General features: G+C 53.5%; 18 protein-coding genes and 1 pseudogene. 7 read left to right on the top strand and 12 right to left on the bottom strand.

The genetic code is table 11. From position 1 onward, the window contains the following. The first annotated feature begins 60 nt into the window (after nt 1-60). From kefF to folA, 3 genes and pseudogenes are all read left to right on the top strand, one after another. Nucleotides 61-591: a glutathione-regulated potassium-efflux system oxidoreductase KefF gene (kefF, locus tag HV302_RS20705; RefSeq protein ID WP_016151660.1), complete on the top strand. Its 531-nt coding sequence runs from the start codon at nt 61-63 to the stop codon at nt 589-591. Next, a pseudogene (kefC, locus tag HV302_RS20700) lies at nt 584-2,446 on the top strand (glutathione-regulated potassium-efflux system protein KefC). The gene kefF and the pseudogene kefC overlap by 8 nt, the downstream one beginning before the upstream one ends. A 198-nt stretch (nt 2,447-2,644) precedes the next feature. Continuing rightward, nucleotides 2,645-3,124, top strand: a complete 480-nt coding sequence (folA, locus tag HV302_RS20695) for a type 3 dihydrofolate reductase (protein ID WP_016151662.1) — start codon at nt 2,645-2,647, stop codon at nt 3,122-3,124. A 94-nt stretch (nt 3,125-3,218) separates the two neighbouring features. Here the strand turns inward: folA and apaH are convergent, their stop codons facing one another. The 6 genes from apaH to lptD are packed head-to-tail and all read right to left on the bottom strand — an operon-like array spanning nt 3,219 to nt 9,964. Beyond that, nucleotides 3,219-4,067: a bis(5'-nucleosyl)-tetraphosphatase (symmetrical) ApaH gene (apaH, locus tag HV302_RS20690; protein ID WP_181626528.1), complete on the bottom strand. Its 849-nt coding sequence runs from the start codon at nt 4,065-4,067 to the stop codon at nt 3,219-3,221. A gap of 10 nt (nt 4,068-4,077) precedes the next feature. Further along, the gene (apaG, locus tag HV302_RS20685) at nt 4,078-4,455 is read right to left on the bottom strand and encodes a Co2+/Mg2+ efflux protein ApaG (protein ID WP_003018867.1); all 378 of its coding nucleotides are present in this window, start codon (nt 4,453-4,455) and stop codon (nt 4,078-4,080) included. Between the two features lie 2 nt (nt 4,456-4,457). Continuing rightward, nucleotides 4,458-5,279, bottom strand: coding sequence for a 16S rRNA (adenine(1518)-N(6)/adenine(1519)-N(6))-dimethyltransferase RsmA (rsmA, locus tag HV302_RS20680; RefSeq protein WP_003018865.1), 822 nt, complete (start codon nt 5,277-5,279; stop codon nt 4,458-4,460). Beyond that, nucleotides 5,272-6,264: a 4-hydroxythreonine-4-phosphate dehydrogenase PdxA gene (pdxA, locus tag HV302_RS20675; RefSeq protein WP_181626527.1), complete on the bottom strand. Its 993-nt coding sequence runs from the start codon at nt 6,262-6,264 to the stop codon at nt 5,272-5,274. Before pdxA ends, rsmA begins: the two co-directional genes overlap by 8 nt. Then, on the bottom strand, nt 6,264-7,550 hold the full coding sequence (gene surA / locus HV302_RS20670) for a peptidylprolyl isomerase SurA (RefSeq protein ID WP_181626526.1): 1,287 nt from the start codon (nt 7,548-7,550) through the stop codon (nt 6,264-6,266). Before surA ends, pdxA begins: the two co-directional genes overlap by 1 nt. A 53-nt stretch (nt 7,551-7,603) precedes the next feature. After that, entirely contained in the window at nt 7,604-9,964 is a 2,361-nt protein-coding gene (gene lptD, locus HV302_RS20665) for an LPS assembly protein LptD (RefSeq protein WP_016155673.1), read from the bottom strand. Nucleotides 9,965-10,307: 343 nt separating this feature from the next. Between lptD and djlA the strand changes: the two genes are divergently transcribed. Continuing rightward, nucleotides 10,308-11,123 (top strand): co-chaperone DjlA, encoded by an 816-nt coding sequence (djlA, locus tag HV302_RS20660; protein ID WP_181626525.1) that lies wholly within the window; start codon nt 10,308-10,310, stop codon nt 11,121-11,123. 94 nt (nt 11,124-11,217) lie between these two features. Here djlA and rluA read toward each other — a convergent pair whose 3' ends face one another. The 3 genes from rluA to polB form a co-directional block, all read right to left on the bottom strand. Beyond that, nucleotides 11,218-11,877, bottom strand: coding sequence for a bifunctional tRNA pseudouridine(32) synthase/23S rRNA pseudouridine(746) synthase RluA (gene rluA, locus HV302_RS20655; RefSeq protein WP_181626524.1), 660 nt, complete (start codon nt 11,875-11,877; stop codon nt 11,218-11,220). A gap of 11 nt (nt 11,878-11,888) precedes the next feature. Next, nucleotides 11,889-14,795 (bottom strand): RNA polymerase-associated protein RapA, encoded by a 2,907-nt coding sequence (gene rapA / locus HV302_RS20650; RefSeq protein ID WP_181626523.1) that lies wholly within the window; start codon nt 14,793-14,795, stop codon nt 11,889-11,891. A gap of 177 nt (nt 14,796-14,972) precedes the next feature. Continuing rightward, a complete protein-coding gene (polB, locus tag HV302_RS20645; protein ID WP_181626522.1) occupies nt 14,973-17,324 on the bottom strand; it encodes a DNA polymerase II in 2,352 nt (783 codons plus the stop codon). Between the two features lie 600 nt (nt 17,325-17,924). On the opposite strand from polB, the gene HV302_RS20640 reads away from it, so the two are divergent. After that, complete coding sequence (locus HV302_RS20640; protein WP_016155677.1) at nt 17,925-18,308, top strand: DUF4751 family protein; 384 nt, start codon at nt 17,925-17,927, stop codon at nt 18,306-18,308. Nucleotides 18,309-18,352: 44 nt separating this feature from the next. On the opposite strand, the gene araD is transcribed toward HV302_RS20640, so the two are convergent. From araD to araB, 3 genes are read right to left on the bottom strand one after another with little or no spacing between them, the layout of a single operon-like run. Further along, complete coding sequence (gene araD / locus HV302_RS20635; protein WP_047498360.1) at nt 18,353-19,048, bottom strand: L-ribulose-5-phosphate 4-epimerase; 696 nt, start codon at nt 19,046-19,048, stop codon at nt 18,353-18,355. 57 nt (nt 19,049-19,105) lie between these two features. Continuing rightward, nucleotides 19,106-20,608 carry an L-arabinose isomerase gene (gene araA / locus HV302_RS20630; RefSeq protein WP_016155678.1) on the bottom strand — a complete coding sequence of 501 codons (1,503 nt, stop codon included), beginning with the start codon at nt 20,606-20,608 and terminating at the stop codon, nt 19,106-19,108. Nucleotides 20,609-20,618: 10 nt separating this feature from the next. Then, nucleotides 20,619-22,328, bottom strand: a complete 1,710-nt coding sequence (gene araB / locus HV302_RS20625; protein ID WP_181626521.1) for a ribulokinase — start codon at nt 22,326-22,328, stop codon at nt 20,619-20,621. A gap of 339 nt (nt 22,329-22,667) precedes the next feature. Here araB and araC point away from each other — a divergent pair, with 339 nt between their 5' ends. Together araC and HV302_RS20615 are read left to right on the top strand one after the other, a co-directional pair. Continuing rightward, nucleotides 22,668-23,513: an arabinose operon transcriptional regulator AraC gene (gene araC / locus HV302_RS20620; protein ID WP_103768415.1), complete on the top strand. Its 846-nt coding sequence runs from the start codon at nt 22,668-22,670 to the stop codon at nt 23,511-23,513. Between the two features lie 119 nt (nt 23,514-23,632). Continuing rightward, entirely contained in the window at nt 23,633-24,400 is a 768-nt protein-coding gene (locus HV302_RS20615; protein WP_016155679.1) for a DedA family protein, read from the top strand. Nucleotides 24,401-24,432: the final 32 nt, after the last annotated feature.

The following is a 24,432-nucleotide window of genomic DNA, read 5'->3' as shown; positions in this document are numbered from 1 at the left end:
CCTGCGGATTAACTGACTAAACTCACTGTTATTACAATAATGCAGTGAAACAGGCTAATCATGATCCTCATCATTTATGCGCATCCCTATCCGCAGCACTCGCATGCGAATAAGCGGATGCTTGAACAGGCAAGGATGCTGGAGGGCGTGGAGATCCGCTCGCTCTACCAGCTCTACCCCGACTTCAATATCGATATTGCCGCTGAACAGGATGCGCTGGCGCGCGCTGATTTGATTATCTGGCAGCATCCTATGCAATGGTATAGCACTCCTCCCTTACTCAAGCTGTGGATGGATAAGGTCCTTTCGCACGGTTGGGCATATGGCCACGGCGGGACAGCGCTCCACGGTAAACATCTGCTGTGGGCAGTGACGACCGGCGGCGGCGAAAACCACTTTGATATTGGCTCCCATCCCGGATTTGATGTGCTTTCCCAGCCCTTACAGGCAACGGCGCTCTACTGTGGCCTCAAATGGCTGCCGCCGTTTGCGATGCACTGTACGTTTATCTGTGATGATGAAACTCTGCAGGCGCAGGCGCGTCATTACAAACAGCGTCTGTTGGAGTGGCAGGAGGTTCATCATGGATAACCATACGCTAATACAGGCGCTGATTTATCTCGGATCGGCGGCGCTGATTGTCCCCATTGCCGTGCGACTGGGGCTAGGATCAGTGCTGGGGTATCTCATCGCAGGGTGCATTATTGGACCATGGGGTCTGAGGATGGTGACCGACGCTGAATCAATCCTGCATTTTGCCGAGATCGGCGTGGTGTTGATGCTGTTTGTCATCGGTCTGGAGCTGGATCCGCAACGTTTGTGGAAACTGCGGGCCTCGGTGTTCGGTGGTGGTGCGCTGCAGATGGTGGTATGCGGCGGTCTGATTGGTTTGTTCTGTATGTTCCTCGGCCTGCGCTGGCAGGTAGCGGAACTGATCGGCATGACGCTGGCGCTTTCCTCCACGGCTATTGCTATGCAGGCGATGAATGAGCGGAACCTGATGGTTTCGCAAATGGGACGCAGCGCGTTTGCCGTGCTGTTGTTCCAGGATATCGCCGCTATTCCTCTGGTGGCGATGATCCCATTACTTGCGGCGAGCGGAGCATCGACAACGCTTGGAGCGTTTGCGCTCTCCGCCCTTAAGGTGGCGAGCGCCCTGGTGCTGGTGGTGTTGCTGGGGCGTTATGTGACGCGTCCGGCCTTGCGTTTTGTCGCTCGTTCTGGCCTGCGGGAAGTATTCAGTGCCGTTGCGCTGTTCCTCGTTTTTGGCTTCGGTCTGCTGTTGGAAGAGGTTGGACTGTCGATGGCGATGGGGGCGTTCCTGGCTGGCGTGCTGCTGGCAAGCTCTGAGTATCGTCACGCGCTGGAAAGCGATATCGAGCCATTTAAAGGGCTGCTGCTGGGACTGTTTTTCATCGGCGTCGGGATGTCTATCGACTTTGGTACGCTGATTGATAATCCCTTGCGCATTATCATTCTGTTGGTCGGTTTCCTGGTTATCAAAACCGTCATGCTGTGGCTGATAGCGAAACCCTTACAGGTGCCGAACAAGCAGCGCAGATGGTTTGCCGTGTTATTAGGGCAGGGCAGTGAGTTTGCCTTCGTGGTGTTTGGCGCGGCGCAAATGGCAAACGTGCTTGATCCTGATTGGGCGAAATCTCTGACGCTGGCGGTGGCGCTGTCGATGGCGGCGACGCCGATTTTACTGGTAATTCTGACGCGTCTGGAAAAATCGGCGACCGGTGAAGAGCGGGAAGCAGATGAAATCGACGAGGAACAACCTCGGGTGATCATCGCCGGGTTTGGGCGATTTGGTCAGATAACCGGTCGTCTGTTGTTGTCGAGCGGGGTCAAAATGGTGGTTCTTGATCATGACCCGGACCATATCGAAACGCTGCGTAAATTCGGCATGAAGGTTTTCTATGGCGATGCGACCCGGATGGATCTGCTGGAGTCTGCCGGGGCGGCTAAAGCTGAAGTTATTATTAACGCCATTGACGATCCGCAAACCAGCCTGCAACTGACCGAAATGGTGAAACAGTATTTCCCGCATCTGCAAATTATTGCCCGTGCGCGCGACGTGGATCATTACATCCGCCTGCGCCAGGCTGGCGTGGAGATGCCGGAACGTGAAACCTTTGAGGGCGCGCTGAAGACCGGACGTTTGGCACTGGAAGGTCTTGGGCTTGGACGCTATGAAGCGCGTGAGCGGGCCGATGTATTCCGCCGCTTCAACACGCTGATGGTTGAGGAGATGGTGAAAGGGGAAAATGACGCAACGTCCCGCGCGGCGGTATATAAACGCACCAGCGAAATGCTGAGTGAAATTATTGCGGAAGATCGTCAGCACTTATCATTAATTTAACGCCATGGCTGGCAAGGCACGGATGAAGGTAAGCATACGGGCGACGTCGCCGATGAGCCGGAAGTGAAACCGTCAGCATAGGGTAAAAAATGTGATGTTCTGCAAACTTTACTGCTAATTGGCTGTTTTTGAACTACTGTAATGCTGGCGTACCACCTTAAATAGGTCGGTTCGCCAGCAGAACGGAAAATTTTCATGCTCATCCTCTTTCCGCCAGTCGACGAAAGATTGCGCTTTCCGTATAGTGGCGACAATTTTTTTGTATCCGGGAAACATTCAATGATCAGTCTGATTGCGGCGTTAGCGGTAGATCGCGTCATCGGTATGGAAAATGCCATGCCATGGAACCTACCTGCCGATCTCGCCTGGTTTAAACGTAATACCTTAAACAAGCCGGTTGTCATGGGACGCCACACGTGGGAATCCATCGGGCGACCGTTGCCAGGGCGTAAAAATATCGTCATCAGCAGCAAGCCTGGCACCGACGATCGCGTGCAGTGGGTGAAGTCTGTTGAGGAAGCGATCGCGGCCTGTGGCGATGAACCTGAAATCATGGTTATTGGCGGTGGGCGTGTGTATGAGCAGTTCCTGCCGAAAGCGCAGAAACTGTATCTGACACACATTGATGCGGAAGTTGAAGGGGATACGCATTTCCCGGACTACGAACCGGATGACTGGGAATCGGTGTTCAGTGAATTCCACGATGCTGACGCGCAAAACTCCCACAGCTACTGCTTCGAGATTTTGGAACGTCGTTAATGTGGATGCCTGATGGCGTTGCGCTAATCAGGCCTACAGATTGCACATTCGTTTGCCGGATAAGGTGTAAGGACCGCCATCCGGCAGACGACTATCAGGCGTTGACGGCCTCGCCGGGATCCAGATTCAGATGGCGATTTGATGGCTGTACAAAGTACTGTTTGTCTTCCCAGCGCAGACAGGTGAGATCCCCGCCCCAGCAACACCCCGTATCTAACGCGTAAATACCTTCTGGCGTGCCTTTGCCCTCCAGCGATGCCCAGTGCCCGAATGCAATGCTATAGGCTTCACTGACAGGTCCAGGAATGGCAAACCACGGCTTCAGCGGGGCAGGCGCATCTTCTGGCGACTCTTTGCTGTACATGTCCAACTGACCGTTGGGGAAGCAGTAACGCATGCGGGTAAACGCGTTGGTAATAAAACGCAGGCGCGCCAGCCCCGTCAGCTCCGGGGTCCAGTTATTTGGCATGTCGCCGTACATGGCATCAAGGAAGAATGGATAAGAGTCGCTCGACAGCACGGCTTCAACATCGCGAGCACAGTCCTTCGCCGTCTGCAGATCCCACTGTGGGGTAATCCCTGCATGCGCCATGACCAGTTTCTTCTCTTCATCAACCTGCAACAGCGGCTGACGACGTAGCCAGTTAAGCAGCGTGTCAGCATCCGGTGCCTCAAGCAGCGGCGTGAGCCGGTCTTTCGGTTTATTACGGCTGATGCCAGCAAACACGGCCAGCAGGTGTAAATCGTGATTACCGAGGACTAACCGCACGCTGTCGCCCAGCGATTTAATGTAGCGCAAAACGTCTAACGACCCTGGCCCACGCGCAACCAGATCGCCGGTGAGCCATAAGGTGTCTTGTTCTGGATTAAAGTCAACCTGGTGCAGCAAGGCTACCAGTTCATCGTAACAACCGTGAACGTCGCCAATGAGGTATGTTGCCATAGCTATTGTTTTAATGAATGAGTGTAGGAACGGCGAGTCGGAACACGGGAATGTCGATGGTAAAGGCGATCCCTTGCTCATCGATCATTTCGTAATGACCCTGCATGGTGCCCAGCGGTGTTTCAATCACCGCACCGCTGGTGTACTGGTACTCTTCGCCAGGTTCGATGTGGGGCTGAACGCCAACCACGCCTTCGCCCTGAACTTCGGTTTCACGGCCATGACCATTGGTGATCAACCAATAACGCCCCAACAGCTGCACAGGCGCTCGCCCCAAATTGCGGATAGTCACGGTATAAGCAAAAACGTAACGTTCATCATCAGGTGAGGATTGCGCCTCAATGTAGACGCTTTGTACCTGAATGCACACTCGGGGCGAATTGATCATGTTTAACTCTCCTTCGATGGCGCGTTTTCTGACAGATAGTTAGCCATCCGGCAGTATTGCGCGACAGAGATATTTTCCGCTCGCATCGCCGGATCAACGCCCAGCTCTGTCAGTACTTCAACGCTAAACAGGTTGCCGAGACTATTACGTACCGTTTTGCGACGCTGATTAAACGCTTCAGTGGTAATACGGCTCAGCACACGAACATCTTTAACGGGGTACGGCATTGTCGCGTGAGGGACCAGACGTACCACGGCGGAATCGACTTTAGGCGCTGGCGTAAATGCGGATGGCGGCACTTCAAGTACCGGGATCACATTGCAGTAATACTGCGCCATTACGCTTAATCGACCATACGCTTTACTGTTTGGCCCTGCAACCAGACGGTTAACCACCTCTTTTTGCAACATGAAATGCATGTCGGCGATGGCATCAGTATAGGAAAAAAGATGGAACATGAGCGGCGTGGAGATGTTATACGGCAGGTTGCCGAATACGCGCAGCGGCTGACCCATCGTTTGTGCGAGTTCGCCGAAGTTCATGGTCATGGCATCTTGCTGATAAATCGTCAGCTTCGGCCCTAAAAACGGGTGTGTTTGCAGGCGGGCGGCGAGATCGCGGTCCAGCTCAATGACCGTGAGCTTGTCCAGGCGTTCGCCTACAGGTTCGGTCAACGCTGCCAGGCCCGGGCCGATTTCGACCATAGCCTGACCTTTCTGCGGGTTGATAGCAGAGACAATACTTTCGATCACAAACTGATCGTTGAGGAAGTTTTGCCCGAAACGTTTACGGGCTAAGTGGCCCTGATGGACTCGATTATTCATTGGTATTAACAATCATTTTGATGGCGAGATTAAGCGCCGTAATAAAACTGCCGACATCTGCTTGCCCACGACCCGCAAGTTCAAGCGCGGTGCCGTGATCGACGGATGTGCGAATAAAGGGCAGGCCCAGCGTGATATTCACACCGCGACCAAATCCCTGGTATTTTAGCACGGGGAGACCCTGATCGTGGTACATTGCCAGCACGGCATCCGCGTGGTCGAGATATTTGGGCTGAAACAGCGTATCTGCGGGCAGCGGGCCGTTTAATTTCATCCCCTGCGCACGCAGTTCATCAATGACCGGAATGAGGGTGTCTATCTCTTCCGTTCCCATATGACCACCTTCACCGGCATGCGGGTTAAGACCGCACACCAGAATATGCGGATCGGCAATGCCAAACTTGGTGCGCAAATCATGATGCAAAATACCGATCACTTCTTTAAGCAGAGCAGGCGTAATGGCGTCGGCAACGGCTCTGAGCGGCAAATGAGTGGTTGCCAGGGCAACGCGCAGCGCTTCAGTCGCCAGCATCATGACGACTTTCTTCGCCTGTGAGCGCTCTTCAAAAAACTCGGTATGTCCGGTAAACGGGATGCCTGCGTCATTGATTACGCCCTTGTGTACCGGACCGGTAATCAGCGCCGCAAACTCACCTTGCAGACAACCATCGCAGGCGCGAGCCAGCGTATCCACCACATATTGTCCGTTCTCTACCGCCAACTGACCCGCGATAACAGGCGCCCGCAGAGCAATCGGCAACAGCGTCAACGTACCTGCTGATTGCGGTCTGGCTGGGGTATCTGGAGAGTATGGGAGGAGTGAAAGCGGTAAACCGAGCATTGCTGCCCGGTCACTGAGGAGTGCGGCATCCGCACAGACAACGAGTTCTACAGGCCACTCACGCTGGGCGAGCTGAACCACCAGGTCCGGGCCAATCCCGGCGGGTTCGCCGGGAGTGATCACAACGCGTTGAATACGAGTCATTAGTTGCTCAGAACTTTAACGTAGGCGCTGGCGCGCTGTTCCTGCATCCAGGTCGCAGCTTCTTCCGAGAATTTACGGTTCATCAGCATACGATAAGCTCTGTCTTTCTGCGCCGCGTCAGTTTTATCAACGTTACGCGTGTCCAGCAGTTCGATCAGATGCCACCCGAAAGAGGAGTGCACCGGGGTACTCATCTGGCCTTTGTGAAGATTGGTCAGCGCATCGCGGAAAGCGGGATCGAAAATATCCGCTGCAGCCCAGCCCAGATCGCCGCCCTGGTTGGCAGAACCCGGATCCTGAGAAAACTCTTTAGCCGCTGCCGCGAAGGTTGTTTTACCGCTCTTAATATCAGCTGCGATTTGTTCCAGCTTCAGACGCGCCTGTTGATCGGTCATGATCGGCGATGGCTTGAGCAGAATATGGCGGGCATGAACTTCAGTCACGGAGATGCTCTGGCTTTGACCACGCATATCGTTAACTTTCAGGATGTGGAAGCCGACACCAGAACGAATTGGGCCGATGATATCGCCTTTTTTCGCGGTGCTTAGCGCCTGGGCAAAGATGCCCGGCAGCTCCTGAATACGTCCCCAACCCATCTGGCCGCCTTTCAGCGCCTGCTGGTCGGCGGAATAGGTGATAGCCAGTTTGCCGAAATCGCTACCGTTACGCGCTTCATCAACAACAGAGCGCGCCTGACTTTCAGCCGCGTTAACCTGGTCAGAAGTTGGGTTTTCCGGTAATGGGATCAGAATGTGGCTCAGGTTCAGCTCGGTGCTGGCATCGTTTTGGTTGCCGACCTGCTGCGCCAGAGCATCCACTTCCTGAGGCAGGATAGTAACGCGACGGCGAACTTCGTTGTTACGCACTTCAGAGATGGTCATCTCTTTGCGGATCTGGCTACGATAGGTCGAATAGCTTAAGCCATCCTGTGCCAGACGGCTGCGCATCTGATCCAGCGTCATGTTGTTTTGCTTGGCGATGTTGGCAATCGCCTGATCCAGTTGCTCGTCAGAGATTTTAACACCCATCTTCTGACCCATCTGCAGGAGGATTTGATCCATGATCAAACGTTCCAGGATCTGATGACGCAGCGTGGCGTCGTCCGGTAATTGTTGACCAGCCTGACCCGCATTAAGTTTTACTGACTGCATTAAGCCATCGACGTCGCTTTCCAGAACGACGCCGTTATTGACGACGGCTGCGACTTTATCGACTACCTGCGGGGCAGCGAAACTGGTATTCGCGATCATGGCGATACCGAGAAGCAGCGTTTTCCAGTTCTTCATACTTTTTCCATTTCAATTAACCGCAAAGCGGATTACGTTGTAAATCAATCAGATCATAAAGAGCTTTGATACGGCAAAATGTTAGAACGCAACATTTGGTTGGTGCCGAGACCGTAGTTAGAACTCAGGCCGCGTAGTTCGATATTAAAGCCGATCGTGTTGTCATAAACTGCATGTTTCTGAGTGTCATCCCAGCCGTTCAGCTTACGTTCGTAGCCGAAGCGAATGGCGTAACAGCAGGAGTTGTACTGCAGACCCAGCATGGAATCCGCTTCTTTGTTCACGTTGGTATCAAAGTAGTAAGCCCCGACAATCGACCAGCGGTCGGCGATCGGGAAGCTTGCTACCGCGCCCACCTGTGAAATCCCGTTTTTATACTGCTCTGCTGTAGAGTAGTAAGACGGCAGGGTTGCCTGGATATATTCAGAGCTGGCATAACGGTAGTTCAGCTGCAGCATACGGTTTTCGTCGCGGCGGTATTCGATACTGCTGCTGCTGGTTGCAACGCTGTCCAGACGCGTGTCGTACTGGATCCCACTGCGTAAACCCCAGCGATCGGAGATGCGCCAGTAGGTGTCGCCAGCCCATACCAGTGAGCCCGTTTTGTCGTCATTCTCCCATTTAATGTTGTCATCGCCAGTGCGAGACTCGGTGAAATAGTAGATTTGACCCACAGAAATATTAAAACGTTCAACGGCTGCGTCATCATAAACGCGAGATGTGACCCCGGTCGTTACCTGGTTGGCAGATGCGATGCGGTCCAGACCGCCATAGGTGCGATCGCGGAACAGGCCGCTGTAGTCAGATTGCAGCAGGGACGAGTCATAGTTATAGATATGACTTTGGTCGCGATACGGTACATACAGGTACTGAGCACGGGGCTCCAGCGTTTGGGTATAGCCCGGCGCTAACATGTTCATGTCGCGCTCGAAGATCATCTTGCCGTCAACTTTAAACTGCGGCATGACGCGGTTGGCGGAATCATCAAGCTTGTTAACGTTACTCGGGTTGTTGTTGTACCAATCCAGGTTAGTTTGCTGATAGTGCGTTGCCAGCAGCTTCGCTTCGGTATTGATACTTCCCCAGTTATTCGACAACGGCAGATTAATTGTTGGTTCAAGGTGAACACGCGTCGCTTCTGGCATGTTGTCGTTGGAATTAACGAAATGGACCGCCTGCCCATAAATCCGGGTGTCAAACGGACCGACGTCATTCTGGTAGTAGTTGACGTCTAACTGTGGCTGAGCGGAATAGCTACTGTTGTTCTGATCGTCAAAGACCTGGAACTGCTTGGTCGAAACCGTCGCATCAAAGTTTTGTACCGCATAGCCGACGCTGAATTTTTGCGTGGCGTAGCCGTCAGTACTGGAACCGTACTTGTTGTCAAAGTCGTTAAAGTAGCTGGAATCGCTGACCTTGGTGTAGTCGACGTTAAAACGCCACACCTGATCCATTACACCGGCGTGCTGCCAGTAGAACAGCCAGCGGCGGGAATTATCATCCTTCGGGTGTTCATCCTCGTACACTTTATCGGAATTCAGATAGTCGAACTCCATCAGACCTGCGCCCGCCTGGGTGAGGTAGCGGAATTCGTTCTCCCACATGATACCGCCACGACGGTGTATATAATGCGGCGTGATGGTGGCGTCCATATTGGGCGCAATGTTCCAATAATACGGGAGATAGAACTCAAAATAGTTATTGGTAGAGTATTTTGCGTTCGGGATCAGGAAACCAGAGCGACGCTTATCGCCGACGGGTAACTGTAAATAAGGACTGTAAAAGACCGGAACCGGACCCAGTTTAAAACGGGCGTTCCAGATCTCTGCGACCTGTTCTTCACGGTCGTGAATGACTTCGCTGCCGACGACGCTCCAGGTATTGGAACCTGGCAGACAGGAGGTGAAGCTACCGTTTTCCAGAATGGTATAGCGGTTTTCCCCACGCTGCTTCATCAGATCGGCTTTTCCGCGCCCCTGACGACCTACCATCTGATAATCACCTTCCCAGATGTTGGTATCTTTGGTATTCAGATTAGACCAGCCCTTCGGCCCCTTCAGAATAACCTGATTGTCATCATAATGGACATTGCCCAGCGCATCGACGGTACGAACTGGCTCCGGCTGGCCTTCTGCCTGCTTCTGATGAAGCTGCACTTCGTCGGCCTGCAGGCGGCTGTTACCCTGTGCGATGTCCACATTGCCGGTAAACACCGCGTCATCCGGGTAATTCCCTTTCGCGTTGTCAGCAGTGATGGTGACGGGTAATTCATTAGTCTCGCCCTGTACCAGAGGACGGTCATAGCTTGGCACGCCCAGCATACACTGTGAGGCGAGATCGGCTGCCAGACCCTGATGGCTATAGAGGGCGCTGGCAATCATGGTGGCCAGAAGAGTGGGAATACGTTTTTTCATACGTTGTATTTATTGTTCCATCATCAGTAGCGTCGCGCGTGACAAACGGTCACAGCCTAACTTATCTCATCTTCACTTCGCTAGTATTAATCCTGCCCATTTTATCCCGCCACCTTTCAAGCTGCATCTTCGTTCCAGACGAATTGGTCACTGCGTTGCCGCCTTGTTGCAACTCGAAATCCAACGGGTATAGCGTTTGTGGTGTTAGGCACGGCATAGAATGACAGGTATGATAATGCAAATTATAGGCGATGTCCCACAATTGACCGCAGCCGTAAATCGGTAAAAGCACCTTATATTGTGGGACATATCCTGGCTGAGGGCAGAAAGATTTGGGGAGTCTATGCAGTATTGGGGAAAGATAATTGGTGTCGCCGTGGCCTTAATGATGGGCGGCGGCTTCTGGGGTGTGGTTCTGGGCCTGTTAGTTGGCCACATGTTCGACAAAGCCCGCATGCGCAAAATGGCGTGGTTTGCCAACCAGCGTGAACGCCAGGCGCTGTTTTTTGCCACCACTTTTGAGGTGATGGGGCACCTGACCAAATCCAAAGGTCGCGTCACGGAAGCCGATATCCATATCGCCAGTCAATTGATGGATCGAATGAATTTGCACGGTGACTCGCGTACCGCCGCGCAACATGCCTTCCGGGTGGGAAAAACGGACAATTACCCATTACGTGAAAAAATGCGTCAGTTTCGCAGCGTCTGTTTTGGTCGCTTCGATCTGATCCGCATGTTTCTGGAGATTCAGATCCAGGCGGCTTTTGCCGATGGGTCGTTGCATCCGAACGAGCGTGAAGTGCTGTATGTTATTGCTGAAGAGTTGGGGATCTCACGTACCCAGTTTGATCAGTTTCTGCGCATGATGCAGGGCGGCGCCCAGTTTGGCGGCGGATATCAGCAGCAGTCCGGCGGCGGTGGCTGGCAGCAGGCGCAACGCGGTCCGACGCTGGAAGACGCCTGCAATGTGCTGGGTGTGAAAGCGACCGATGATGCGACCACCATTAAGCGCGCATACCGTAAGCTGATGAGCGAGCACCATCCGGACAAACTGGTGGCGAAAGGTCTGCCGCCAGAAATGATGGAAATGGCAAAGCAAAAAGCGCAGGAAATACAAAAAGCTTACGAGCTAATTAAAGAACAGAAAGGCTTTAAATAATCGTTATGCCGGGTGGCAGCTAGCGCCTTATCCGGCCTACGTTAATGAATGTAGGCCGGGCAAGCGAAGCACTCGGCCTAAATGGGTCCTGCGTTTAAAAATCTGCTGGAACTTTAAACGTCATACTGTTGCCGTATTCGGGATGCGTGATAGTTAACATCTCTGCATGCAGCAGCAGGCGCGGCGCTAACGCCAGGGCCTGTGGCGGGGCGTAGAAGCGGTCGCCCAGGATCGGATGCCCTAATGCCAGCATATGCACACGCAACTGGTGGGAGCGTCCGGTAATGGGTTTGAGCACGACCCGGGCGGTGTTATCTTCCACGAACTCCACCACTTCATACTCGGTCTGCGCCGATTTTCCGGTCTCATAACACACTTTCTGCTTTGGCCGATTCGGCCAGTCGCAAATCAGCGGTAAATCAACCAGCCCCTCGGCCGGAGCGGGATGTCCCCAGACGCGTGCGACATACTGTTTCTTCGGCTCGCGTTCGCGAAACTGGCGCTTTAGCTCGCGCTCTGCCGCTTTAGTTAGCGCCACTACAATCACGCCGCTGGTTGCCATATCCAGACGATGTACGGATTCAGCTTGCGGGTAATCGCGCTGAATACGCGTCATCACGCTGTCTTTGTGTTCATCCAGACGACCCGGCACGGACAACAAGCCGCTCGGCTTGTTGACCACCATAATGTGCTCATCCTGATACAGGATAACCAGCCAGGGTTCCTGCGGCGGATTATAGTTTTCCATCCCCATGTCAGGCTCCGTTACTGATGCGTCACGACGATCAGGCGCAGGGCATCCAGACGCCATCCCGCCTGATCCAGGCTTTCCATCACCAGCTGACGATTGCTTTCAATGGCGCTGAGTTCGTCATCACGGATGTTCGGGTTAACGGCACGCAGCGCTTCCAGACGGGAGAGTTCAGCCGTCAGCTTCTCGTCCGCCTCTTTGCGCGCCGCATCGATTAGCACGCGGGCCGATTTTTCTACCTGCGCTTCACCGAGTTGCAGAATGGCATGAACATCCTGCTGAACGGCGTTGACCAGTTTACTGCCGGTGTGGCGGTTAACGGCGCTGAGCTGACGGTTAAAGGTTTCGAATTCAACCTGCGCGGCAAGGTTGTTGCCGTTTTTGTCCAGCAGCATGCGTACCGGAGTTGGCGGCAGGAAGCGGTTTAACTGCAGCTGTTTTGGCGCTTGCGCTTCAACGACGTAGACCAGTTCAACCAGCAGAGTACCGACCGGTAATGCTTTGTTTTTCAGCAAAGAAATGGTGCTGCTTCCGGTGTCGCCGGAGAGGATCAGATCCAGACCATTACGGATCAGCGGATGCTCCCAGGTAATAAACTGCGCGTCTTCACGCGACAGGGCAACATCACGCTCAAACGTAATGGTACAGCCATCTTCCGGCAGCCCAGGGAAATCCGGCACCAGCATATGATCGGACGGTGTCAGCACGATCAAATTGTCGCCACGGTCATCCTGATTAATACCAACGATATCAAACAGGTTCATGGCGAAGGCGATCAGGCTGGTATCGTCGTCCTGTTCTTCAATACTCTCAGCCAGCGCCAGCGCTTTTTCGCCGCCGTTAGAGTGGATCTCCAGCAGGCGATCGCGACCTTGCTCCAGCTGCGCTTTCAGCGCGTCATGCTGTTCGCGACAGGTTTTGATCAGATCGTCAAAGCCATCGGTGTTTTCTGGCTCAGCCAGGTAGCCGATTAGATTGTTATATACCGTGTCATAGATGGTACGTCCGGTCGGGCAAGTGTGTTCGAACGCATCCAGACCTTCGTGGTACCAACGCACCAGCACGGATTGCGCGGTTTTTTCCAGGTATGGAACGTGGATCTGGATATCATGCACCTGACCAATACGGTCCAGACGGCCAATACGCTGTTCCAGCAGGTCCGGATTGAAAGGCAGATCAAACATCACCAGATGGCTGGCGAACTGGAAGTTACGCCCTTCGGAGCCGATTTCAGAGCACAGCATCACCTGGGCGCCGCTATCTTCTTCGCTAAACCAGGCCGCAGCGCGGTCACGTTCAATGATCGACATCCCTTCATGGAACACGGCGGCGCGGATACCTTCGCGCTCGCGCAGAACCTGCTCCAGCTGAAGCGCAGTGGTGGCTTTCGCGCAGATAACCAGAACTTTTTGCGAGCGGTGGCTGGTCAGGTAGCCCATCAGCCATTCCACGCGCGGGTCAAAGTTCCACCAGGTGCCGGTGTCGCCTTCGAATTCCTGATAAATCTGCTCCGGGTAGAGCATGTCGCGCGCGCGGTCTTCCGCGCTCTTACGTGCGCCCATAATACCGGAGACTTTAATGGCCGTCTGGTATTGGGTTGGCAACGGCAATTTGATGGTATGCAGCTCGCGTTTAGGAAAGCCTTTCACACCGTTACGGGTATTTCGGAACAGTACTCGGCTGGTGCCGTGGCGGTCCATCAGCATCGAAACCAGCTCCTGACGCGCGCTCTGGGCGTCTTCGCTGTCGCTGTTTGCCGCCTGCAGTAACGGCTCAATGTCCTGTTCGCCAATCATGTCACCTAACATGTTCAGCTCATTGTTACTCAGCTTGTTGCCTGCCAGTAACATGGCGACGGCGTCGGCGACCGGACGGTAATTTTTCTGTTCTTCAACAAACTGGGCGAAATCGTGGAAGCGGCTTGGATCCAGTAGGCGCAGGCGCGCAAAGTGGCTTTCCAGGCCCAGCTGTTCCGGCGTTGCGGTCAGCAGCAGGATGCCCGGTACGCGCTCTGCCAACTGCTCAACGGCCATATATTCACGGCTGGGCGCGTCTTCGCTCCACACCAGGTGATGGGCTTCATCGACAATCAGCAGATCCCATTCGGCATCACACAGGTGCTCCAGACGCTGTTTACTGCGACGGGCAAAGTCCAGCGAACAGATAACCAACTGTTCGGTTTCAAACGGGTTGTAGGCATCGTGCTGCGCTTCTGCATAACGCTCATCATCAAACAGCGCAAAGCGCAGGTTGAAACGACGCAGCATTTCGACCAGCCACTGGTGCTGTAACGTCTCCGGGACGATGATCAGCACGCGCTCCGCGGCGCCTGACAGCAGCTGTTGATGCAGGATCATCCCAGCTTCAATGGTTTTACCTAAACCCACTTCGTCTGCCAGCAACACGCGAGGGGCATGACGACGGCCGACATCATGGGCAATGTTGAGCTGGTGGGGGATCAGGCTGGTACGTTGACCACGCAAACCACTCCACGGCATACGGTACTGTTCGCTCTGAAATTTACGTGCGCGATAGCGCAGCGCAAAGCGGTCCATACGGTCAATCTGGCCGGCAAACAGGCGATCCTGGGGTTTACTGAAAACCAGTTTGCTGTCGAGCAGCACTTCACGCAGCGTTACACCGGTTTCTTCGGTATCAAGGCGGGTTCCGATATAGGCAAGCAGGCCGTTTTCTTCTTTTACTTCATCGACATGCAGTTGCCAGCCTTCATGGCTCGTGATCGTGTCACCAGGATTGAACATCACGCGGGTCACGGGGGAATCACTGCGCGCATACAGACGGTTTTCACCCGTCGATGAGAAAAGTAAAGTGACGGTTCGCGCATCCATGGCGACAACAGTACCAAGTCCCAATTCGCTTTCTGTATCGCTGATCCAGCGTTGACCAAGTGTAAAAGGCATATATGTTCGGCTCTATATCTTTAATTGCAGGCAATACTCGTCATTTTCCGGGCTAGTCCCCGTTATTGAGAGCATACGACCCCGCTACCAGGCTAATAAATCAGTGGTAGGGGTGTTAAATGGGTCCAGGAATGGAAAGGGCGCTATGGTACTGGATGGCGGCGGTTTCGTCACGCGTCAAAATAACCCCAGTTGTCCTGTGAGTAGTGTAGCAAAATTATCGTCAATAAAGGGAAGAATTCCCTCGGCAACCGGCTGGATCTGGCGGGTCAGATAATGCTCGTAATCAAGTGCAGATAGCTGATAATCAACAGGTTCAGGTCCATTTATCGTCCAGACATATTTAATCGTGCCACGATTCTGATACTGCTGCGGACGCCCCAGTTTGACGTTCTGCTCATCGGCGAGCCGCGCGGCGCGAACGTGCGGCGGAACATTCCGCTGGTATTCGCTCAACGGGCGGCGCAGGCGTTTGCGGTACACCAGGTGTTCATCCAGTTCACCCGCCATCAGACGGTCGATAGTCTCGCGAACAAACTCTTGATAGGGCTCGTTACGAAAAATTCGCAGGTACAGCTCCTGCTGAAACTGCTGGGCCAGCGGCGTCCAGTCGGTGCGTACCGTTTCCAGACCTTTAAATACCATGCGTTGCTCAGCGCCTGACTGAATCATTCCGGCGTAGCGTTTTTTGCTGCCGGTATCTGCACCGCGAATGGTCGGCATCAGAAAGCGACAAAAGTGGGTTTCAAATTCCAGCTCCAGCGTGCTGGTCAGGTTTTGCTGCTTCAGCGATTGCGCCCACCAGTTGTTGACATAGCTTACCAGCTCCCGACCAATCCGGGCCGCATCGTCTTCCGAGTGCGCCTTTTTAAGCCAGACAAAGGTGGAGTCGGTGTCGCCATAGATGACGTCGTAACCCTGAGCCTCAATCAGCGCTTTGGTCTGACGCATGATCGCGTGACCGCGCATGGTGATAGACGAAGCCAGCCTCGGGTCGAAAAAGCGGCAGGCGGTGGTGCCAAGCACGCCGTAAAACGCGTTCATGATGATTTTCAGCGCCTGTGAGAGCGGCTTATTGCCGCGGCGTTTGGCTTCATCGCGCCCATGCCAGATCTGGGTAACAATTTCCGGCAGACAGTGCTTTTCGCGTGAGAACCAGGCGTCAAGGAACCCCTCGGTACTGTGTTCCCGATCCGGCTGTGCCATCCCTTCGATAAGTCCCACTGGATCGATCAAAAAAGTACGAATAATTGACGGGTACAGGCTTTTGTAATCCAGCACCAGCACGGAGTCGTACAAACCCGGGCGCGAGTCCATCACGTAGCCACCGGGGCTGGCGTGCGCGGGAACCTCCCCCAGATTCGGTGCCACATAGCCCGCCCGGTGCATTCGCGGTAGGTAGAGATGGCCGAAGGCGGCAACGGAACCGCCGTGCCGGTCGACCGGCAGGCCGTTTACCGTCGATCGTTCCAGCAAAAATGGCATGATCTCGGTTTTATGAAAAATACGCGTGACCAGCTCACAGTCTTTGAGATTGTAGGTGGCGAGTGCGGGCTTATCCTGGGCAAACCGGCGATCTATTTCGTCCATCCTGTCCCAGGGATTATCTATCGACTTCCCTTCGCCCAGCAGCTCCTGTGACACCGTTTCCAGCGAAAAGGATGAGAAATTCCAGAATGCGGATTTAAGCGCCTCAATGCCGTCGATAATCAGGCGACCTTTAGCCTGCGCGAAGAATACGCCGTTTTTGAAGCCATGTTCGCGCCACTCCAGCTCGCTATTGTCACGGCCAAAACGCAGGGGAATGCGGTAACGTTCAGCATGCTTTTGCAGGACGCGTAAATCGAATTGCACGACGTTCCAGCCGATTACCACATCAGGATCGTGACGGGCAATCCAGTCGTTGAGCTTTTCCAGTAACTGCGGGCGGCTTGCGACATATTCAAGTTCAAAATCCAGCGCTGAGGCATCGCCGTTTGCCGGACCGAGCATGTAGACAATACGCTGCCCACAGCCTTCAAGGCCGATACAGTAGAGTTCGCCGTGGCGCGTGGTTTCGATATCCAGCGAGACCCATTTCAGCGGCGGTCGATAGTCAGGGTTCGGCTTCAACCGGGCATTAACCAGCGTACCGTTATGTCTGTCGCCTTCAACCCAAACAGGCGAGGTGATAAAACGCTCCATCAGATACCGTTCCGGCGGACGCACGTCGGCCTCGTAGACGGTAATTGCGTTTTCACGCAGCAGCTTTTCCAGCCGCATGAGCTGGCGATGTGAGCGGCAATACAGGCCGGAAACGGGCTGGCGGTGGAAGTCTTGCAATTGCAGCGGCGTCAGACGATAGCCGTTTTCATTGCGTAATAATGACGCTACGCGAGGAACCTGACTGACAGGAATAAACGCGACCGACTCCTGAGGCGCGAGCGTGACCTGTAGCGGCCCGTCGTCTGTAGCCAGCCAGAATGTGACCTCAGTTCCCTGCGGGGTGTCCCGCCAGTGCCGGGTTAAAATAAAGCCTGCCTGCGCCACGCTGCGTACCCATTAAAAAACCAGGCATTATTATAGCCTGGTTTACACGATTTTACTGTTATTTTGTACAGTTAAAAATGAGAGCTGCGGGCAGTTATTGTGACAATAAAAGTAAAATGCCCTCCGCAGTAAAAGTGTTACAGGATAGGGTTTGGTATTTAATAAATGAATGCCTTAATTGAAAGCTCTTCCTTTAATTATTTTATTGGCCTGTCATGGCTATTTGGATCTATTATTCTTTTGTAATTATATTTGTTTCATAAATTGGAAGTCCGTTTCAGGATTTTTATGTCATTTTCGGAATCGTGCTCGTATGGTTTTGTTACTCATCCCTCGGTTCAGGAAAAATGGTTATTTTTTTTATTTGTTTTTATTCATGGTTAGTGTAACTATTTTAATCAAACACTCGGGTTACCAGGTTGAATATAATATATTTTTATGGCTTACTATTGTCTGGATAAAAACGGATTTTCGGTTCGATTTCGTCGGGAATATCTCTCTGTATAATTTGATTTTTATCGCTGAATATAATTTTATTCATCTGATAGCTCGGGTGTTTTATATCAATAGCTTGGGTGCGTAGTGTTATGGAGGCCTATTATGGATATTTATACTCAGGCGTTACAGGTAGGATATGATCACTATTTATTTGTTAATACTCAGTTATCTAACCCTACAATTAAATCAGTAAGTCAATATATTGAGTATAGAACGTGGTCAGGTCAAATTTGGCGTACTGAGGTTATTGAACGTGGGAATGCTTTCTTTCACTGGCAAGGGCATGACAGAATAAATGGTCATCGTGATACGGTGATTAATTATCTGTTGAATGGACAGCGCTGGCAGTCAACGATTACAGATTACATTTTCTTTCATTCACTGGATGGTGAAGAGGCGCAGGGACATTATGACAACGTGATTAAATACGTTTGTGCTAATAACTGTGTGTATCGAAGTGCGTTTGCGGAATATATAAAGGAATAACCAGAGAGCGCGCCACCGAGATTTCGGGCGCGCTCAGATTGTTTTCACTGGCCGTAGTAGGCTTTTGCGCCGTGTTTACGTAGGTAATGTTTATCTAACAGGGTTTGCTGCATATCCGGCAATTGCGGCGCGAGCTGGCGACAGAAGATCCCCATGTAGGCGACTTCTTCCAGCACGATGGCGTTGTGTACCGCATCTTCGGCGTTTTTTCCCCACGCAAACGGACCGTGAGAGTGCACCAGCACGCCAGGCATCTGCGAAGCGTCAATACCTTGTTTCTCAAAGGTTTCAACGATCACATTACCGGTTTCCCACTCATATTCGCCGTTGATTTCTTCCTCGGTCATTTTCCGTGTGCAGGGAATCGATCCGTAGAAATAGTCCGCATGAGTGGTACCCGTGGCTGGAATCGACTGGCCCGCCTGCGCCCAGATGGTTGCATGACGCGAATGGGTATGAACAATGCCGCCAATGGTCGGGAATGCCTGATACAGCAGACGGTGCGTTGGGGTATCGGAGGAGGGTTTCTTCGCACCTTCTACAACCTCACCGGTGGCGATACTGACTACGACCATATCTTCTGCGGTCATAACGCTGTAATCGACCCCGGATGGTTTAATCACAAACACGCCGCGCTCGCGATCGACGGCACTCACGTTCCCCCAGGTCAAGGTGACCAGGTGGTGCTTAGGCAACGCCAGATTGGCTTCCAGCACCTGACGTTTGAGATCTTCTAACATGTTGATTCCTCTGTGCCGGATGGCGGGCAAGCGCAGAGCCATCCGGCAACAACATAATTAACGTTTAAAACCGTAATAGACGTCGTTCCAGCGCAGCGCGTCCTTAAAGGCCGGCAGGCGGGTATCGTTGTCGATCACGGCGATCTCGATATCGTGCATTTCAGCGAACTGGCGCATATCGTTCAGATCCAGCGCGTGGCTGAAGACGGTGTGGTGCGCGCCACCGGCCAGGATCCAGGCTTCAGATGCGGTTGGCAGATCAGGCTGGGCCTTCCACAATGCGTTAGCCACCGGCAGTTTCGGCAGGGAGTGCGGTGTTTGAACTGTGTCGATGCAGTTAACCAGCAGGCGATAGCGATCGCCAAGATCGATCAGGCTGGCAACGACTGCCGGACCAGTTTTGGTGTTGAAGATCAGACGAGCGGGATCGTCTTTGCCACCAATGCCGAGATGCTGAACGTCGAGGATCGGTTTATCTTCCACCGCGATAGACGGGCACACTTCCAGCATGTGCGAGCCGAGCACCAGATCGTTGCCTTTCTCGAAGTGGTAGGTGTAATCCTCCATAAATGAGGTGCCGCCCTGCAGACCGGTTGACATCACCTTCATGATGCGAAGCAGAGCGGCGGTTTTCCAGTCGCCTTCGCCCGCAAAGCCGTAGCCTTGCTGCATCAGACGCTGTACGGCCAGACCCGGGAGCTGTTTCAGGCCGTGTAAATCTTCAAATGTCGTGGTAAAGGCGTGGAATCCGCCCTGTTCCAGGAAGCGCTTCATCCCCAGTTCAATACGGGCCGCTTCCAGTACGTTCTGACGTTTCTCACCGTGGACTTGCGTTGCCGCCGTCATGGTGTAGGTGCTTTCATACTCATCGATTAGCGCGTTGATTTCGCCGTCGCTAATGGAGTTCACTACCTGCACCAGATCGCCTACGGCCCAGGTATTTACCGAGAAGCCAAATTTGATCTGCGCAGCGACTTTATCGCCATCGGTGACCGCGACTTCACGCATGTTGTCGCCAAAACGGCAGACTTTCAGATGGCGGGTATCCTGTTTGGACACGGCCTGGCGCATCCAAGAGCCAATGCGTTCGTGCGCTTGTTTGTCCTGCCAGTGACCGGTGACCACGGCGTGCTGCTGACGCATACGTGCGCCGATGAAGCCGAACTCACGGCCGCCGTGCGCGGTCTGGTTCAGGTTCATAAAGTCCATATCAATGCTGTCCCACGGCAGGGCGGCGTTGAACTGGGTATGGAATTGCATCAGCGGCTTGTTGAGGATAGTCAGACCGTTAATCCACATTTTGGCCGGAGAGAAAGTGTGCAGCCAGACCACCAGACCTGCGCAGCGATCGTCGTAGTTAGCGTCACGACAAATAGCGGTAATCTCGTCAGGTGAAGTACCCAGAGGTTTTAAAACCAGTTTGCAGGGCAGTTTAGCTTCAGTATTCAGCGCGTTAACGACGTGCTCGGCATGTTGGGTTACCTGACGCAGGGTTTCAGGGCCATACAGATGCTGGCTACCAATCACAAACCACACTTCATAGTTATCAAAAATCGTCATTGTCGTGTCCTTAATGTGTCAGGGTTGCCTGGTCTACCGGGGTTTGTTGCGCCGGAGCGGCAGTCGGAAGGTATTGTTGTTCAGCGCTTATCGCCCACTGCTGGTATCGGCGGTAAAGCTGTTCAAAACGTTGAGCCTGCTCTGGTCGAGGTTGCAGCGTGTTTTCCACGGCGCTTGCCATCTGTTGCTGAGCGGCTGGGATATCGGTGTGTACTTTCGCGGCAACGGCGGCAAAGATAGCCGCACCGAGTGCGCAGCACTGGTCTGAAGCGACAATCTGTAGCGGACGGTTGAGCACGTCACAGCAGGCCTGCATGATGACCGGGTTTTTACGGGCGATGCCGCCTAGCGCCATTACGTTGTTAACCGCAATGCCTTGTTCGGTGAAGCATTCCATGATGGCGCGAGCACCAAAGGCGGTGGCGGCAATCAGACCGCCGAACAGCGCTGGCGCGTCGGTTGCCAGATTCAGATCGGTAATCACTCCTTTCAGACGCTGGTTGGCATTGGGCGTACGGCGACCGTTGAACCAGTCGAGCACCACCGGCAGATGATCCAGCGACGGATTTCTCGCCCAGGCTTCGGTTAGCGCTGGTAGCAGCTGTTTTTGGCTGGCTTTAATCTGGGTCTTCAGCTCCGGGTGCTGCGTGGCAAGCTGCTCCAGCGGCCAGCTCAGCACACGGCTAAACCAGGCATAAATATCGCCGAACGCGGACTGGCCTGCCTCGAGGCCAATAAAATGCGGCACCACGCTGCCATCAACCTGGCCGCAAATGCCTTTCACCGCGCGCTCGCCGACGCTGTGTTTGTCAGCAATCAGAATGTCGCAGGTCGACGTGCCAATGACTTTCACCAGCGTATTGGGCTGTGCGCCCGCGCCGACCGCGCCCATATGGCAGTCAAAAGCGCCGCCTGCAATCACCACGCTTTCCGGTAGCCCCAGACGCTGCGCCCACTCGGCGCACAGGGTGCCAACCGGCAGGTCGGCTGTGAAGGTATCGGTAAACATCGGGTATTGCAGATGGCGGTTGAGGATGGGGTCGAGTTCGTCAAAGAAACTGGCTGGCGGTAGACCACCCCAGCTTTCATGCCACAGGGATTTATGCCCGGCGCTGCAGCGACCGCGACGAATATCCTGTGGACGTACGGTATTAGAGAGCAGGGCTGGAACCCAGTCGCACAGTTCAATCCACGAAACCGCGGCCTCGGCAACCGCGTGGTCCTTACGGGTCACATGCAGGATTTTGGCCCAGAACCATTCGCTGGAATAAATACCGCCGATATAGCGGGAGTAATCGATCTTGCCCGGTGTGTGGCACAGACGGGTAATTTCTTCAGCTTCTTCTACTGAGGTGTGATCTTTCCACAGGACAAACATTGCATTTGGGTTTTCAGCGAACTCCGGACGCAACGCCAGTACGTTGCCGTCGGCATCGATGGGGGCCGGGGTTGAACCGGTGCTGTCAACGCCAATCCCGACCACTTCCGCACGCTGTTTAACGCTCAGTTCGGCCAGCACGGTTTTCAGCGCCGCTTCCATCGATTCAATGTAGTCGCGTGGATGATGGCGAAACTGGTTGTTTGGGCCATCGCAATACTGTCCTTCCTGCCAACGTGGGTACCACTCTACGCTGGTGGCGATTTCTTCACCGGTGGCACATTCCACTGCCAAAGCGCGTACTGAATCACTGCCAAAATCGAGGCCAATTGCAATCGCCATCGTCTTACTCCATCCAAAAATACGGGTATGGATAAACAGTAGTTAGTAGGGATAAAAACCGTCAGGCAGGATTCGCTAATCTTATGGACTAAAATGCTGTGGCATCACAAAGTGTGACGCCGTGCAAATAATCAATGTGGACATTTCTGCCGTAGTTATAGACACTTTTGTTAGCCGATTTTAACGTTGGCGCAGTACATATTTTTTACAAAGTGCTTTTCACAAGCGGGGTTGATGGTCCATTACCGCAAACACAGCGGCCCGCAGGGGCGACGGCAATGATGTCTGGCGTAATATGGACAAATTGTTTCTTAGCAGAATATAGGGAGTATTGAAATTATGGCTGAAACGCAAAACGATCCCCTGCTGCCAGGCTATTCGTTTAACGCGCATTTGGTGGCCGGATTAACCCCCATCGAGGCGAACGGATACCTGGATTTTTTTATCGACAGGCCGCTGGGTATGAAGGGCTATATCCTCAATCTCACTATCCGTGGCGAAGGGGTTATCAATAATCAGGGCAAACAATTTGTCTGTCGGCCTGGCGATATTTTGCTGTTTCCGCCCGGAGAAATTCACCACTACGGACGCCATCCTGATGCCAGCGAGTGGTATCACCAGTGGGTTTACTTTCGCCCACGCGCCTACTGGCAGGAGTGGCTGACCTGGCCGGCCATTTTTGCTCAGACTGGATTCTTTCGTCCGGATGAAGCACATCAGCCGCATTTTAACGAACTGTTTGGGCAGATAATCAACGCCGGGCAGAGAGAAGGTCGCTATTCCGAACTGCTGGCGATTAATTTACTGGAACAGTTATTGCTCCGACGTATGGAAGCCATTAATGAATCGCTGCATCCCCCCATGGACAACCGCGTGCGCGACGCCTGCCAGTACATCAGCGATCACCTGGCGGACAGTAATTTTGATATTGCCAGCGTCGCACAGCACGTCTGCCTGTCGCCTTCCCGTTTGTCGCATCTGTTCCGTCAACAGTTGGGTATCAGCGTATTAAGCTGGCGCGAGGATCAGCGTATCAGCCAGGCCAAGCTATTGCTGAGTACCACTCGTATGCCCATTGCTACGGTGGGGCGCAATGTTGGCTTTGACGATCAGCTCTATTTTTCTCGCGTTTTCAAAAAATGTACCGGCGCCAGTCCGAGCGAGTTTCGCGCCGGATGTGAATAAAAAGTGAATGATGTGTCCTGAAAGTTGTCATAACTCGCAATCTATTCAGACAATTGATGGCTTGACGAAGTTGAGACGGGTTATCAAAATCCCTGCTTCGTAAATCTGACGGACACATTATGCAAGCATTGCTGGAACACTTTATTCTTCAGTCCGCCCTGTACTCCCTGATCGCCGTACTGCTGGTGGCCTTTCTGGAGTCACTGGCGCTGGTTGGCCTGATTCTGCCCGGTACCGTGATGATGGCGGGACTGGGGGCGCTGATTGGCAGTGGCGAACTGAACTTCTGGCATGCCTGGCTTGCGGGCATCATTGGTTGCCTGTTGGGGGACTGGATCTCTTTCTGGTTGGGCTGGCGCTTTAAAAAGCCGCTGCACCGTTGGTCGTTCATGAAAAAGAACAAGGCGTTGCTGGATAAAACCGAGCACGCGCTGCATCAGCACAGCATGTTTACCATTCTGGTGGGGCGTTTTGTGGGACCGACGCGTCCGCTGGTGCCAATGGTGGCGGGCATGCTGGATCTGCCTGTCGCTAAATTTATCGTCCCGAATATTATTGGTTGCATACTGTGGCCGCCGTTCTACTTCCTGCCGGGGATCCTGGCGGGGGCGGCAATTGATATTCCTTCTGAGATGCAGAGCGGGGATTTCAAATGGTTGCTGCTGGCGACGGCGCTGTTGCTATGGGTAGGGGGCTGGTTTTGCTGGCGACTGTGGCGTAGCGGCAAAGCGGCAGTCGATCGCTTAACCGCGTATTTCCCCCGCAGCCGTTTACTGTATCTGGCGCCGTTGACGCTTGGGATCGGCGTGGTTGCGCTGGTGGCGTTACTGCGCCATCCGCTGATGCCGGTGTATATTGATATTCTGCGTAAAGTCGTGGGTTTCTGACGATTCTTTTGCCGGATGGCGCTGACGCTTAT

Origin of the sequence: Citrobacter sp. RHBSTW-00859 (assembly GCF_013729795.1) — a bacterium.
Classification (GTDB): domain Bacteria; phylum Pseudomonadota; class Gammaproteobacteria; order Enterobacterales; family Enterobacteriaceae; genus Citrobacter; species Citrobacter braakii.
This window is presented reverse-complemented; position numbering and strand designations above follow the sequence as displayed.